Genomic DNA, 13,585 nt, shown 5'->3' with positions numbered 1-13,585 from the left:
GAGCCTAGAGCGCGTTGACCGCGCCGAGGATCTTGGTGAGGGAATCCTTGGCGTCGCCGAACAAAAGCGTCGTCTTCGGGTCGTAGAGCAACTCGTTCTCGATGCCCGCGAAGCCGGGGCGCATCGAGCGCTTGAGGAAGACGACCTGGCGGGCGTCGCCGACGTCGAGAATCGGCATCCCGTAGATCGGCGAGCCGGGCGAGGTCTTGGCCGCGGGGTTGACCACGTCGTTCGCGCCGACGACGAGGGCGACGTCGGTGTTCTTGAACTCGGGGTTGACCTCGGCCATTTCCTTGAGCGACTCGTACGGAACGTTCGCCTCGGCGAGGAGCACGTTCATGTGCCCCGGCATCCGCCCGGCGACCGGGTGGATCGCGAAGACGACCTCGACGCCCCTGGCCTGCAGGGTCGTTGCGAGTTCGGCGATCGTGTGCTGGCCCTGTGCGACGGCAAGGCCGTAGCCGGGAACGATGACGACCCGCTGGGCGTAGTTGAGCAGCACGGCGACGTCTTCGGGGCTGGAGGACCGGACAGGACGGTCGCTCTGCGTGGTCGAGCCCGCGGTCGAGCCGCCCTTGAAGGCGCCGAACATGATGCCGCTGACTCCGCGGCCCATTGCTGCGGCCATCGCGCGGGTGAGGATCGTGCCGCTTGCACCGACGAGGGTGCCGGCGACGACGAGCAGGAGGTTGCCGATCACGATGCCGGAGGCCGCGACGGCGAGCCCGGTGAATGCGTTCAGCAGGGAGATGACGATGGGCACGTCCGCGCCGCCGACCGGCAGCACGAGCAGGGCGCCGACGACGAGGCCGAGAACGAGCAGTACGACCGCCCAGCCGGCGGCACCGGTGCCGACGACGAAGCCGCCGGTGACGAGCGCCAGGAGGACGATGCCGCCCATGACCCAGGCCAGCCCGGGGAACACGAGCGGGCGGGAGCTGATCAGGCCCTGGAGCTTGCCGACAGTGACGGCGGAGCCGGCGAAGGACACCGCGCCGACGAGCATCGTGAAGACGACGGCGACCCTGGTCCAGCCATTGGCGCTTTCACCGAGCTCGAGCATGGCCACCAGGGCGGCTGCGCCGCCGCCGACGCCGTTGAAGAGGGCGACGAGCTGGGGCATCTGCGTCATCTGCACGCGGCGGGAGATCGGGGCGGCGATGGCCGAGCCGACGGCGATGGCCACGATGATGGCGGGGATGTTGTCCATCCGGACCGAGAAGAACACGGTGATGACGGCGAGGAGCGCTCCGGCGGCGCCGATCAGGTTGCCGCGCCGTGCGGTCTTGGGCGAGGACAGCCCGCGGAGGGCGAGGATGAAGCAGACGGCGGAGACCAGGTAGAGGAGCCCGGTCCATTCGGGGCTGAGCAGGCTCATTTGGCGGTGTCCTTCGCGTCGGTGCCGGCCGGTTTGCGGGGGGCGAACATTTTGAGCATCCGGTCGGTGACGACGAAGCCGCCGACGAGGTTCGCTGTCGCGAGGAGCACGGCGAGCAGGGCCACGACCAGCAGCCAGATAGTGGTCGTCTGGCCGGCGACGGTGATCGCGCCGATCAGGATGATGCCGTGAATGGCGTTCGCGCCGCTCATCAGCGGGGTGTGCAGGGTGCTCGAGACCTTCGAGACCACTTCAAAGCCGACGAACACCGCCAGCACCACCACGGTCAACAGGGTGATCGGATCCATCAGTCTTCTCCTTGCAGCGCGGCCTGGGCCGCGAGGGCGGCCTTGGTCGGTTCGTGCGTCACTTCGCCCGAGTGGGTGAGGCATGCGCCGGCGATGACCTCGTCGGTGAAATCGGGGGCGACCGTGCCCTCGCTCGTCATGAGAGCGAGCAGGTTCGCGACGTTCTTGGCGTACAGGCGTGAGGCGTCAGCGGGCATCGTGGATGCCGCGTCCTTCATCCCGACGAGGGTGACGGTTCCGTCCCCGCTCGCGACCGGAACGAGGGTGTCGACGCCGGCGACGACGCCTTCGACGTTTCCGCCGGTTTCGGCGGCGAGGTCGACGATGACGGAGCCGGGCCGCATGCCGGTGACCATGTCGTGCGTCACGAGCAGGGGTGCAGGGCGGCCGGGGATCGCGGCCGTGGTGATGAGGACATCCGCCGCGGCGACGTGGGGGGCGAGGAGCTCGCGCTGGCGGACGGCGCGGTCTTCGCTGAGCTCGCGGGCGTACCCGCCCGCGCCCTCGACGGCATCCAGGTCGAGCGTCACGAAGGTTCCGCCCATCGAGGTGACCTCGTTGGCGGATGCCGGGCGCACGTCGTACGCGGAGACGCGCGCGCCGAGGCGCTTGGCCGTCGCGATCGCCTGCAAGCCCGCGACGCCGGCGCCGAGGACGAGGACGCGCGCGGGCGGGATGGTGCCCGCGGCAGTCATGTACATCGGGAAGAACCGCGGGAAGCGGATGGCCGCCTCGAGGACGACCCGGTAGCCGGCGACGAGGGCCTGCGAGGTCAGGGCGTCCATCGACTGGGCGCGGCTGATGCGCGGCACGAGTTCGAGGGCGAAGGCGGTGACGCCGGCCGCGGCCAGGGCCGTGACGGTCGGGAGTTCGTTTGCGGGGGCCGCGAGTCCGACCGTGACGAGGCCGGAGTGGAGCCTGGCGGCGAGCGAGGGGGTGAGCGGTCGCACGTGGCAGTAGACGTCGAGGTCATCGAGCGCGAGCTCGGGGACGACGGTGGCACCGGCATCCGTGTATGAGCGATCGGAGAATCCTGCAGCGATGCCGGCGCCGGCCTCGATCAGGACATCGACACCGAGGCCCCGTAGTTGCTGCACAGTCTCCGGTGTCGCGGCGACACGCCGCTCTCCCTCGATGCGCTCTCGCCCAATGCCAACCTTCACGCGGGTATCTCCTTCGCGGCGGCCAGCCACGAGCAAATCCGGACAACCCGAAAGCTTGCGCGGTTTTACCGCCCTCCCGCTAGCGTACCGGGGAAGAGGGGGTCGTTTTAACGCGGAATCTACGAACCGGGCGCGAGATCGGCGAAGCGCGAATAGTGGCCGTGGAAGGCGACGGTGACGGTTCGCGTCGGACCGTTGCGGTGCTTGGCGACGATCAGGTCGGCTTCGCCGGCGCGGGGGTTGTCCTTTTCATATGCGCTCTCGCGGTGCAGCAGGATGACCATGTCGGCGTCCTGCTCGAGCGAACCGGACTCCCGGAGGTCGGAGATGGCCGGCATCTTGTCCGCACGCTGTTCCGGTCCACGGTTGAGCTGGGAGAGGGCGATCACGGGCACCTGCAGTTCCTTGGCCATGAGCTTGAGAGCCCGGGAGAACTCGCTGACCTCCTGCTGTCGGGACTCGACCTTCTTGCCCGATGTCATCAGCTGCAGGTAGTCGATGATGACCATTTTGAGTCCGACGCGCTGCTTGAGCCTGCGGCACTTGGCCCTGATCTCGACGAGGGTCATGTTGGGGCTGTCGTCGATGTAGAGCGGGGCGTCGTTGATGCGTCCGCGGGTGGCCGCGATGGTTGTCCAGTCGCGCGCGTCGACCGTGCCCTTGCGCATGCTCTGCAGGGGCACGGATGCCTCGGCAGAGAGCAGGCGCATCGCGATTTCGCTGCGGCCCATTTCGAGGGAGAAGAAGATGCTCGGCATGTCGTGCTTGATCGAGGCCGAGCGCGCGAAGTCGAGCGCGAGCGTCGACTTTCCGAGGGCAGGACGTGCCGCGACGATGATGAGCTGGCCGGGGTGGAAACCGTTGGTGAGCTCGTCCATGTCCGCGAAGCCGGTCGGCACGCCGGTCATCTGGCCGTCTTTGCCTTTGGCGGCTTCAATCTCGTCGATTGCCGCCGTCACGGCGTCGGTGAGCGGCACGTAGTCTTCGGTCTCTGTGCTGCCGGTGACGGCGTAGATCTCGGCCTGGGCGTTGTTGACGAGGTCGAGCACCTCGCCTTCGCCCGAGTACCCCATCTGGGCGATGCGGGTCCCGGCCTCGACGAGGCGGCGCAGCAGGGCCCGCTCGGCGACGATGGAGGAGTAGAAGCCCGCGTTGGCGGCGGTCGGGACGAGGCTCGTGAGCGTGTGCAGGTAGTCTGCGCCGCCGGCTCGGGAGAGTTCGCCGAGTTTGGTGAGTTCGTCGGTGACGGCGATGACGTCCGTCGGCTCACCCTGCGCATAGAGCGACAGGATCGCATCGAAGATCAGCTCGTGCTTCGGGATGTAGAAGTCCGCGGCGCGAACGGTCTCGACGACGTCTGCGACGGCGTCCTTGCTGAGCATCATGCCGCCGAGCGCGCTCTGTTCGGCCAGGAGATCGTGGGGGAGCGTTCGTTCGGTGTGCCGGGTCTCTGTGCCGTTGCGCAGATCGGTACCGCGTTTGTCCGCCAGACCCAGGTGTGCGATCGACAACCGTGCCTCCTCTGTCCGTGGTGATGTTCTATCAGGGACCGCCGACACCATCGGACGATTCCGGCACACCTCGAAATCCGGCCGCGTGCCCACCATACGGACCGGTTTCCGCTGGAAACAAACCACCCTGTGGATAACACTGTGCAGAATGAGGGCGAAACGCCGCGAGGCTTGTGCACAACCTGTGGACTCGGCTGTGGACAACTATTCTTCTTTGAAAATTTAATGCACTTTGATCAGGCATAAATTCTATTCACAGCTGTGGGTAAAAAGCTGGTTCAAGTACACCTTGAACGTTGGTGCCCAGAAGAAATCCTGTGTACAAATGTGGGGATTCATCAACTGAAATCACCCTCGAAAGGGGTGGTTGGAGCCTTAAACGAGCCTAGCGGCGGACTCCGGTGGGAGTCCGCCGCTAGGCCGGCAGTGTGACTGCTTACTTGGCAGCAACCACCACGAGGGTGATGGTGGCGCTCAGTTCGTCGCGAAGACGAACCGTTGCCTGGTGCTCGCCGACGGACTTGATCGGGCTGAGCTCGATCTTGCGCTTGTCGATGGCACCGAGGCCTGCAGCGGCGACGGCTTCGGCAACATCCGTGGTCTTGACGGAGCCGAAGAGGCGTCCGCCCGTTCCGGCCTTGACGACCAGACGGACCTTGGTGTTCTCGATGGTTGCCTTCAGGGCCTGGGCCTCTTCGAGCGTGGCGTGCTCACGGGCGACACGAGCAGCCTTGATCTGTTCGATCTGCTTCTCGCCTCCGCGGGTCCAGGAAACGGCCCAGCCCTGCGGGAAGAGGTAGTTACGGGCGAACCCGTTCTTGACCTCGACGATGTCGCCGGGTGCACCGAGGCCGGAGACCTCGTGCGTCAGAATGATTTTCGACATTTGGCTACCTACCTGCCTGAGCCGGCGTAGGGCAACAACGCCATTTCGCGGGCGTTCTTGACGGCACGGGCGATGAGGCGCTGTTCCTGGACGGAGACACCGGTGATACGACGGGCGCGGATCTTTCCACGCTCGGAGATGAACTTGCGCAGGGTGGGGACATCTTTGTAATCGATGACACCAACCCGGATCGACTTCGCGGGAGCGGCGTTCTTGCCACCCTTAGCTCCGCGGAGCGGCTTGCGGCGGTCGCCGCTCGACTTTCCAGCCATGATTTCCTTACTTTCTTAAGAAGTGCGTTTCAGCCTGACGGCGCCGGAGCGCCGCGATCGGCTAGAAGGGTGTCTCGTCGCTGAAGTTGCCCGGGGTGTTCCACACGTCGCCACCGGTGTTCACGGCGGCGGGAGGAGTGGCTGCCCAGGGCTCGTCGTTCCCGGCCGCTGCGGAGTTACCGCCGCGCGGGGAGGAGGACGATGCAGCGCGAGTGAGCGAAGCAGTGGCGTACTTGAGCGAAGGACCGATATCGTCGATTTCGAGCTCGAAGCTTGTGCGCTTCTCGCCTTCCTTCGTTTCATAGGAACGCTGCTTGAGCCGCCCAGTAGCGACGACACGAGAACCCTTGGTCAGTGAACCGGCGACGTGCTCGGCGAATTCACGCCAAACGCTCGCGCGCAGGAACAATGCGTCGCCATCTTTCCACTCGTTGGCTGCGCGATCGAAATTGCGCGGAGTGGATGCGATGGTGAAGTTGGCAACCGCCAGCCCGCCCTGCGTGTAACGCAGTTCCGGATCGCTGGTCAGGTTGCCCACCACGGTGATTACGGTCTCGCCGGCCATGGGCTACTTGTCGCTTGCCTTGTCGGCGGTGTCGACGGCTACTGCGGGTGCCGGTGTGGCGACCGCTGCGGGCTTGGCGACTGCTGCCGGGGTGGCGACCGCTGCCGGGGCTGCAGGAGCTGCCGGGGCTGCGGCCTTGACGGCTGCTGCGGCGGGAGCCGATGCGGGCTTGACAGACGCGGCGACCTTGGCGGTCGGGGCGGCTGCGGCTTCGGCCTTCGCGGCAATGACCTTCGGGTTGGCTGCCTTGCGGGCTGCCTTCTCGGCGGCGAGCTTGCTCGCGACGGCAACCTGGGCGATGCCTTCTTCTGCGCGGAGAACCTTGGTGCGCATGACGGCTTCCGACAGCTTCAGCTGGCGGTCGAGCTCGGCCGTGGCAGAAGCGTTCGCGGTGAAGTCGACGACGGCGTAGATGCCTTCGGACTTCTTGTTGATCTCGTAAGCGAGACGGCGGCGACCCCAAACGTCAACCTTGTCAATCGTTCCACCATCGTTGCGAACAACGTTGAGGAACTTGTCAAGGCTGGGAGCTACGGTGCGCTCATCGATCTCGGGATCGAGGATAACCATCAACTCGTACTGATGCATGACTAACCCACCTCCTTCGGACTAAACGGCTGCAGAATCTCTGCAACAGGAGGGTTGTGCATGTGCTGAAGGCGGAGGCCGGGAATCCGGCGCGCAGACAACCTGCCCAGACTACTCGATGAGGCGACCAAAAGCCACCACAGCGCCGCGGCGCCCTCCACGCCGTCTGTGTTCACGTCAGTCCGAGCATGCCGGGACGCGCGTGGACCGTGCAGCCGGAAGCAGCGCTTGTGGAGAAGTGCGCACATCCGCCCCTGTTGAGGAGTGGCTACTGGCCGTGGCCCGCCCACCACGCCTGAAGGCGGCGCGTTGCCTCCTCGACACCGAGGGGGCCGTCGTCGAGGCGCTGTTCGAGGAGGAAACGGTAGGCCTCGCCGACCTCCCTGCCCGGTTTCACGCCGAGGATCGCCATGATCTGCTCTCCGTCGAGGTCTGGCCGCACTGCGGCCATCTCCTCCTGCTCGGCGAGTTCGCGAATGCGCTGCTCGAGGTCGTCGTATGCGAAGCCCAGCCGGTCGGCCTTGCGCCGGTTGCGGGTGGTCACGTCGGCCCTGGTGAGGATGTGCAGTCGTTCGAGCTGGTCGCCGGCGTCGCGCACATAGCGGCGCACGGCCGAATCCGTCCAGGCTCCCTCGGTGTACCCGAAGAAGCGCAGGTGGAGCTCGATCAGCCGGGAGACGGCCGCGATCGTGTCGTTGTCGAAGCGCAGCGCACGCAGGCGCTTCTTCGCGAGCTTGGCGCCCACCACATCGTGGTGGTAGAAACTCACGATTCCGCCTGGCTCGAGCTTCCGGGTCGCCGGCTTCCCGATGTCGTGGAACAGGGCGGCGAGCCGCACGATCAGGTCCGGTCCGCCCGGGAAGCTCTCCCGGGACTTCTCGTAGCCGATCGCCTGGTCGAGCACGGTGAGGGTGTGCTGGTAGACGTCCTTGTGGTGGTGGTGCTCGTCGACCTCGAGGCGCAGCGCCGGAATCTCCGGCAGGACGATGTCGAGCAGGCCGGAGTCAACCAGCAGCTCGAGGCCGCCGTGCGGGTTGTCCGAGAGGAGCAGCTTGCAGAGCTCTTCGCAGACCCGTTCCGCCGAGATATTGCGGATGCTCGACGCCATAGCGTCCATCGCGATCGCGGTGTCGAGGTCGAGGGTGAAACCGAGTTGGGCGGTGAACCTGGCGGCACGCATCATCCGCAGCGGGTCGTCGCCGAAGGAAATCTCCGGCGAGATCGGCGTCCGCAGGACCCCGGCCATGAGGTCGCCGATGCCGTTCGCCGGGTCGACCAGGGTCAGCCCGGGAAGGCGCAACGCCATCGCGTTAACCGTGAAGTCCCGGCGGAGAAGGTCGTCCTCCAGGCTCAGCCCGAATACGACCTCCGGCTTCCTGGTCACCCCGTCGTAGCTGTCCGCCCGGTAGGTGGTGATCTCCACGGTCTCGCCGGCGACCTTCGCCCCGATGGTCCCGAAGGCCCGGCCGATATCCCACTGCGCCTCGGAGATCGGGGTGACGATCTCGAGGATCTGCTCCGGGGTCGCATCCGTCGTGAAATCGAGGTCGTGCAGGGTCCGGCCCAGGAACGCGTCGCGCACCGGACCGCCGACGAGGGCAAGCTCGTGGCCCGCAGCCTCGAAGGCCAGGGCCAGGCGGGATACGGAAGGAGTGGCAGCCAGGTCGCCCAGCCGCGTGAGGGCTGTCGCGACGCTCTGCATGCCCCCCATGTTAGTTCCTGGTCGCCGGCGCGGGAGCCGCAGACCGGTTACTCAGGGCGCACGCCGTAGAATCCCCTATATGGTGGCCGAGTCAAGTACTGCGCGTCGGCCCGCGCACCCGACAGCGGCGAGCGGCCGCTGGTCGCACCTCAGGGTCCCCGTCTCCGCCCTCCTGATCGGCATCCTCGCCGGACTGCTTCCCCTGGCTTCGTCCGGCTTCATTCCCGGCGCGCCCACCAGCGCGGCCGCCGCCGCGACGGCGACGGCGACTCCGACTCCGACGCCGACGCCGACAGCGGATGCTGCGACGACGGACCAGGTCACGGTGACGGTCGCCCCCGTCTCGCTGGCGCCCCTGCGGTCAGGACAGGACCTCGCGGTCACCGTAAGGATCACCAACGGCAGCGCCGAAACCATCACCCCCGGCACGATCGAGCTCTACCTCGCCGAACGGGCACTGACCAGTCGCAGCGCACTCACCGCCTGGCTGCATCCCACCAAGACGGGCAAGCCCGGCGACCTGATGCTGCGTTCGGCACTTCCGGCCGCCATCCCGCCAGCGGGAACGGCGACCGTCGCCATCTCGGTGCCCTCCGCGGACGTCGGCCTCACCTCGGGCAACGCGTGGGGCGCCCGCGGCATCTCGGCCACGATCACCGAGGACGGGTCCGTCCTCGCCCAGGGGCGGGGCACCTTCGTCTGGTATTCCAACGAGGTCGTCACCCCGGTGGCCCTCGCTGTCGTGATGCCGATCACGGTGCCGGAGCAGACCGAGGGTCTCATCCCGGCGAAATCACTCGAAACCTACACCGCGCCGGGCGGCAGGCTGAGCCGGCAGCTCGACGGCGTGATCAACCGCGACGTGACGATTGCGATCGATCCGATGATCATCGCGTCGATCCGTATCCTCGGCAACACGGCACCGGCGAGTGCCGTGGCCTGGCTCGGTCGCCTCGGTCAGGCGAAGAACGATATATTCCCGCTCGGCTATGCGGATGCCGACCTCACCCTTCAGGCCCAGGCCGCTGCCGGCACCCTCCTGGTTCCCCTCTCATTCGACCAGTCGATCAACGCCTCGGATTTCACCTCCCCGACACCGGCACCGACACCATCAACATCAACTCCGACACCGACCCCGACTCCGACGGCAACCGGCAGCGCCCCTGCCGGCCTGACCGACACGACGACCGACACGACGACCGACACCGCGACTCCGACTCCACCCCCGACCTCAGCACCCGTGATCACTCCGGGCACAGTCCCCACGAGCGAGCAACTCCTGGCCTGGAATTACACGGCAACGGACATCGGCTGGCCGCTGACGGGCACGGTCTCGGCCGCCGACCTCGATGTCTTCACGGCGGGCGGCCTCTCGAGCCTCATCCTCGGCGGGGCAAACACCGCGCAGTCTGACCTCACCGAGACCCCCAACGCGAACGTGGTCCTGGCCGGTGGGCATGGAAACGCCCTGGTCACCGACGAACCCATCTCTGCAGCGCTCCGGACGGCGGCCACCGCGACGACGGATAGCGACTGGCAGGTGGCGATGGCCGAGCTGAGCTCCCAGATCGCGGTGGTCTCCGCCGAACGTCCCGCGACCGTGCGCACACTCCTCGCCACGTTCGACCGTGACACCGTGCCGGGTGGAGTCCGGTTGAGCGAAACCCTCGCGGCCCTTTCGGGCCTGGGCTGGCGTGCACCGGCGACCGTGGCCGCCGCACGTGCGGCGTCGCCGGCCACGGACGTGAGCTTCCAGTCCCAGGCGGTGTCCGATGCCCGCATCCTCACGGCGCGCACTCTGCTGCACCGTGAAGGTGAGGTGACGGCGTTCTCGACGGCACTCTCCAAACCGCTCGCCATCACCGCCACCCAGCGACTGACGACGCTCGCGCTGCTGTCGACGAGCTGGGCGCAGGATACGGGTGCCTGGAGCGAGGCCGTCGACTCGAGCCTCGCGGACTCCTCTGTACTGCTCTCCTCGATCAGCGTGTCCACGAAGGGTCCGATCAACGTCGTCGGCAGTCAGGTCGACATCCCGATCACCCTCGACAACGCCCTCGGGCAGTCCGTGACGGTGAAAGTCCAGGTCGTCCCGTCCAACGGCCGACTCATCGTCGGCGGCGATGTCATCGAGGCGACGATCGAGGCGTCCTCGGCCAGGACCGTCAAGGTCCCCGTGACGGCCGCTGTCGGGAATGGTGCGGTCACGCTGCGGATCACCCTCTTCTCCCCGGACGGTTCCGTCGTCGGCCAGCCCAGTCAGATTCCGATCAACGTGCGTGCGGACTGGGAGGGCCTCGGTTCGCTCATCTTCGCCGCCCTGCTCGTGCTCTTCTTCGGATTCGGGATCTGGAGAAACGTGCAGCGCCGCCGCCGGGAACGTACTGCGGTCGCGCAGGCGACAGATGCCCCTGTGGAGCCCCCCGTCGATCCCCCGGTCGTGCCGCGTGGCTAGCATCGGGCGCGCGAGCGCCTTCCTCGCCTCGGGCACGATCGTCTCCCGCATCCTGGGATTCGTGAAGGTCATCGTCCTCGCCGGCGTGATCGGCCTGTACGGCACGAGCGCCGACGCGTTCGCGCTCGCCAATCAGCTCCCGAACACCGTCTACACGATCGTCGCAGGCGGAGTCCTCACCGCGGTCCTCGTCCCCCAGATCGTCAGGGCCGGACTCCACGTCGACGGCGGCACCGCGTACATCAACAAGCTGCTGACCCTGGCGCTCAGCATCCTCGCGGTCACCACGCTCGCCGCAACACTCCTGGTCCCGGTCATCACGCCCTTCATCGGCCTGCACCTGCCTCCAGCGCAGTTGGACCTCGCCATCGCCTTCGCTTATTGGTGCATGCCGCAGATCTTCTTCTACGGCCTGTACACGGTTCTGGGGGAAGTGCTCAATGCGAGAAAGTCGTTCGGACCGTTCACCTGGGTTCCGGTTCTCAACAACGTGGTTGCCCTGGCCGGAATCGTCGTCTTCGCCCTCGTGGCCGGGGCCGACCCCAACGGTGATCGCACGGCGAGCGACTTCACCCCGGGCATGGTTGCACTGCTGGGCGGCACCGCCACGCTCGGCGTCGTCGCGCAGGCCGTCGTGCTCTTCTATTTCTGGCGTCGGATCGGACTCCACTTCCGCCCCGACTTCCACTTCCGCGGGGTCGGGCTCGGCGCCGCCGGCAAGACCGCGAGCTGGACCTTCGGCATGCTCCTGCTCAGCACGGCCGCCGGGATCGTCGAAACCCAGGTCGTCACCCAGGCCACGGGCAAGGCGTCCGTCGCCGTGCTCGCAACAGCCTGGCTCATCTTCATGCTCCCGCACTCGGTCATCACCGTTTCCGTGGCCACCGCCTACTTCACCGGCATGAGCGAGCATGCCTCCCGCGGTGACGTTGCGAAGCTCAGAACGGATGCCTCGTCGGCTATACGAGGCACGTCACTCCTGATCGTGCTCGCGTCGACGGTCATCCTGGTCTGCGCCTACCCGTTCGCGGCGGTTTTCACCCAGGGGAAGTTCGAGCAGGTGCAGGGCACCGGGAACGTCATCATCGCCTACATTCTCGGCCTCGTCGCCTTCTGCGTGCTCTTCGTCCTGCAACGCACGTTCTACGCGCTCGGCGACACCCGCACCCCGTTCTTCTTCACCCTGTTCCAGGTCATCCTCGTCGTGACCGGAGTGCTCGCGTGCTCGCTGCTGCCCCCGGCCTGGATCGCCGTCGGCATCGCACTCGTCGTGACGGTCTCCGGAATCCTGCAAACGATCCTGGCCGGCCATTTGTTGCGGCGTCGTCTGGGCGGTCTCGACGGCCGTCGTATCCTGCGGAGCCTCGTCCGGTACCTGGTCGCCGCGATTCTTCCCCTCATCATCGGCCTCGGAATCCTCCTGCTCCTCGGCGGCACTCACGAGGGCGGCTTCGCCGTCTCCGGACGGCTCGAGGCCATCCTTTCGATGCTCATCATCGGCGGCGTGATGTCGCTCGCCTACTTCGGAATGCTGCTGCTCATGCGCAGCGATGAACTCAGGGTCTTCCTGGTGCCGCTGATCAACCGGTTCCGCCCGCGCGGCACGAACTAGTCCGGCACGCCACCAGCAAGGTGGTCCCCGGGCCGGGCACACTGGCAACCGGCCGTGAACGCAGGCCCCCGGCTGGGAGGCGCGGAATAGCATCCGATTAGGATGTGTTGTACCCGGCAGCGAGGCAGCCACACCTGCCCTGCCCCCACTGCGAAGGAGTCTACGCGTGCGTCAGATCATCATCATCGGCTCCGGCCCTGCCGGATTCACGGCCGCCATTTACGCCGCGCGCGCCAACCTCAAACCGCTCCTCATCGCGAGCTCGGTCGAGGCAGGCGGCGAGCTGATGAACACGACCGAGGTCGAGAACTTCCCCGGCTTCCCCGAGGGTGTCCAGGGCCCCGACCTCATGCAGAAGATGCAGGAGCAGGCCGAACGCTTCGGCACCGAGGTCGTCTACGACGACGTCACCGAACTCGACCTCACCGGCGCGGTCAAGACCGTCACGCTCGGTTCCGGCGAGACCCACGAGGCCCTGACCGTGATCTTCGCGACCGGTTCCGCCTACCGCAAGCTCGGTCTCGAAGACGAAGAGCGCCTCTCGGGGCGCGGCGTCTCCTGGTGTGCGACCTGCGACGGCTTCTTCTTCAAAGAGAAGGAGATTGCCGTGATCGGCGGCGGCGACTCCGCCATGGAGGAAGCCACCTTCCTCACCCGGTTCGCGAGCAAGGTCTACGTTGTGCACCGCAAGGACACCCTGCGCGCCTCCAAGATCATGCAGGATCGCGCCTTCGCCAACCCGAAGATCGAGTTCGTCTGGAACTCGACGGTCTCCGGCATCACGGGCACGGATGCCGTCGACGGCCTGGTTCTGCGCGACACGGTTTCCGGCGCCGAAAGCATCCTTCCCGTCGGAGGGGTCTTCGTCGCCATCGGCAATGACCCGCGCACCCACCTCGTCCACAAGCAGCTCGATCTCACGACGGACGGCACGATCGCCGTCGCTGGACGATCCTCCCTGACCAGCCAGGCGGGCGTCTTCGCCGCCGGCGACGTCATCGACCCGCACTACCGCCAGGCCGTGACCGCGGCCGCCTCCGGCACCGTGGCTGCGCTCGACGCGGAGCACTACCTCGCTTCCCTCCCCGCGGAACTGCTGGCCAGCGCCGGCGACTCCACATTCGCAACAGCCACCAACTAAGGAG

11 protein-coding genes and 1 pseudogene are annotated in these 13,585 nt (G+C 66.8%); 3 read left to right on the top strand and 9 right to left on the bottom strand.

Features of this window, described 5'->3' with window-relative positions; genetic code table 11:
* Positions 1 to 4: 4 nt before the first annotated feature.
* The 9 genes and pseudogenes from E3O50_RS03825 to E3O50_RS03785 all read right to left on the bottom strand — a co-directional run bounded on the left by E3O50_RS03825 (position 5) and on the right by E3O50_RS03785 (position 8,373).
* On the bottom strand, positions 5 to 1,378 hold the full coding sequence (locus tag E3O50_RS03825; RefSeq protein WP_134448525.1) for an NAD(P)(+) transhydrogenase (Re/Si-specific) subunit beta: 1,374 nt from the start codon (positions 1,376 to 1,378) through the stop codon (positions 5 to 7).
* Positions 1,375 to 1,686 (bottom strand): NAD(P) transhydrogenase subunit alpha, encoded by a 312-nt coding sequence (locus tag E3O50_RS03820; protein ID WP_134448527.1) that lies wholly within the window; start codon positions 1,684 to 1,686, stop codon positions 1,375 to 1,377. The genes E3O50_RS03825 and E3O50_RS03820 overlap by 4 nt, the downstream gene beginning before the upstream one ends.
* Positions 1,686 to 2,849: a Re/Si-specific NAD(P)(+) transhydrogenase subunit alpha gene (locus tag E3O50_RS03815; protein ID WP_134558127.1), complete on the bottom strand. Its 1,164-nt coding sequence runs from the start codon at positions 2,847 to 2,849 to the stop codon at positions 1,686 to 1,688. The genes E3O50_RS03820 and E3O50_RS03815 overlap by 1 nt, the downstream gene beginning before the upstream one ends.
* Positions 2,850 to 2,968: 119 nt before the next feature.
* Positions 2,969 to 4,360 (bottom strand): replicative DNA helicase, encoded by a 1,392-nt coding sequence (gene dnaB, locus E3O50_RS03810; RefSeq protein WP_134448531.1) that lies wholly within the window; start codon positions 4,358 to 4,360, stop codon positions 2,969 to 2,971.
* Between the two features lie 436 nt (positions 4,361 to 4,796).
* On the bottom strand, positions 4,797 to 5,246 hold the full coding sequence (rplI, locus tag E3O50_RS03805; RefSeq protein ID WP_134448533.1) for a 50S ribosomal protein L9: 450 nt from the start codon (positions 5,244 to 5,246) through the stop codon (positions 4,797 to 4,799).
* Positions 5,247 to 5,254: 8 nt separating this feature from the next.
* Positions 5,255 to 5,518, bottom strand: coding sequence for a 30S ribosomal protein S18 (rpsR, locus tag E3O50_RS03800; protein ID WP_035835236.1), 264 nt, complete (start codon positions 5,516 to 5,518; stop codon positions 5,255 to 5,257).
* A gap of 61 nt (positions 5,519 to 5,579) precedes the next feature.
* Positions 5,580 to 6,083, bottom strand: a complete 504-nt coding sequence (locus E3O50_RS03795) for a single-stranded DNA-binding protein (RefSeq protein ID WP_134448535.1) — start codon at positions 6,081 to 6,083, stop codon at positions 5,580 to 5,582.
* A gap of 240 nt (positions 6,084 to 6,323) precedes the next feature.
* Positions 6,324 to 6,671, bottom strand: a pseudogene (gene rpsF / locus E3O50_RS19905) (30S ribosomal protein S6); the annotation flags it as partial.
* 268 nt (positions 6,672 to 6,939) lie between these two features.
* Complete coding sequence (locus E3O50_RS03785; protein WP_134558159.1) at positions 6,940 to 8,373, bottom strand: CCA tRNA nucleotidyltransferase; 1,434 nt, start codon at positions 8,371 to 8,373, stop codon at positions 6,940 to 6,942.
* Positions 8,374 to 8,452: 79 nt separating this feature from the next.
* On the opposite strand from E3O50_RS03785, the gene E3O50_RS03780 reads away from it, so the two are divergent.
* The 3 genes from E3O50_RS03780 to trxB all read left to right on the top strand — a co-directional run bounded on the left by E3O50_RS03780 (position 8,453) and on the right by trxB (position 13,581).
* On the top strand, positions 8,453 to 10,828 hold the full coding sequence (locus tag E3O50_RS03780; RefSeq protein WP_134558125.1) for a DUF6049 family protein: 2,376 nt from the start codon (positions 8,453 to 8,455) through the stop codon (positions 10,826 to 10,828).
* Positions 10,821 to 12,440, top strand: a complete 1,620-nt coding sequence (gene murJ / locus E3O50_RS03775; RefSeq protein ID WP_134448541.1) for a murein biosynthesis integral membrane protein MurJ — start codon at positions 10,821 to 10,823, stop codon at positions 12,438 to 12,440. The genes E3O50_RS03780 and murJ overlap by 8 nt, the downstream gene beginning before the upstream one ends.
* Before the next feature lie 166 nt (positions 12,441 to 12,606).
* Positions 12,607 to 13,581, top strand: coding sequence for a thioredoxin-disulfide reductase (gene trxB / locus E3O50_RS03770; protein ID WP_134558124.1), 975 nt, complete (start codon positions 12,607 to 12,609; stop codon positions 13,579 to 13,581).
* Positions 13,582 to 13,585 lie beyond the last annotated feature (4 nt).

The sequence above is a fragment of the Cryobacterium sp. MDB1-18-1 genome (genome assembly GCF_004402735.1).
GTDB lineage: Bacteria > Actinomycetota > Actinomycetes > Actinomycetales > Microbacteriaceae > Cryobacterium > Cryobacterium glucosi.
The sequence above is the reverse complement of the archived record's forward strand: the minus strand, read 5'-3'. Positions and strand labels throughout refer to the sequence as shown.

Coding starts and splice junctions, on each gene's coding strand:
- E3O50_RS03825 (WP_134448525.1), bottom strand. CDS start 1,378: ATGAGCCTGCTCAGCCCCGAATGGACCGGGCTCCTCTACCTGGTCTCC.
- E3O50_RS03820 (WP_134448527.1), bottom strand. CDS start 1,686: ATGGATCCGATCACCCTGTTGACCGTGGTGGTGCTGGCGGTGTTCGTC.
- rplI (WP_134448533.1), bottom strand. CDS start 5,246: ATGTCGAAAATCATTCTGACGCACGAGGTCTCCGGCCTCGGTGCACCC.
- rpsR (WP_035835236.1), bottom strand. CDS start 5,518: ATGGCTGGAAAGTCGAGCGGCGACCGCCGCAAGCCGCTCCGCGGAGCT.
- E3O50_RS03795 (WP_134448535.1), bottom strand. CDS start 6,083: ATGGCCGGCGAGACCGTAATCACCGTGGTGGGCAACCTGACCAGCGAT.
- E3O50_RS03785 (WP_134558159.1), bottom strand. CDS start 8,373: ATGCAGAGCGTCGCGACAGCCCTCACGCGGCTGGGCGACCTGGCTGCC.
- E3O50_RS03780 (WP_134558125.1), top strand. CDS start 8,453: ATGGTGGCCGAGTCAAGTACTGCGCGTCGGCCCGCGCACCCGACAGCG.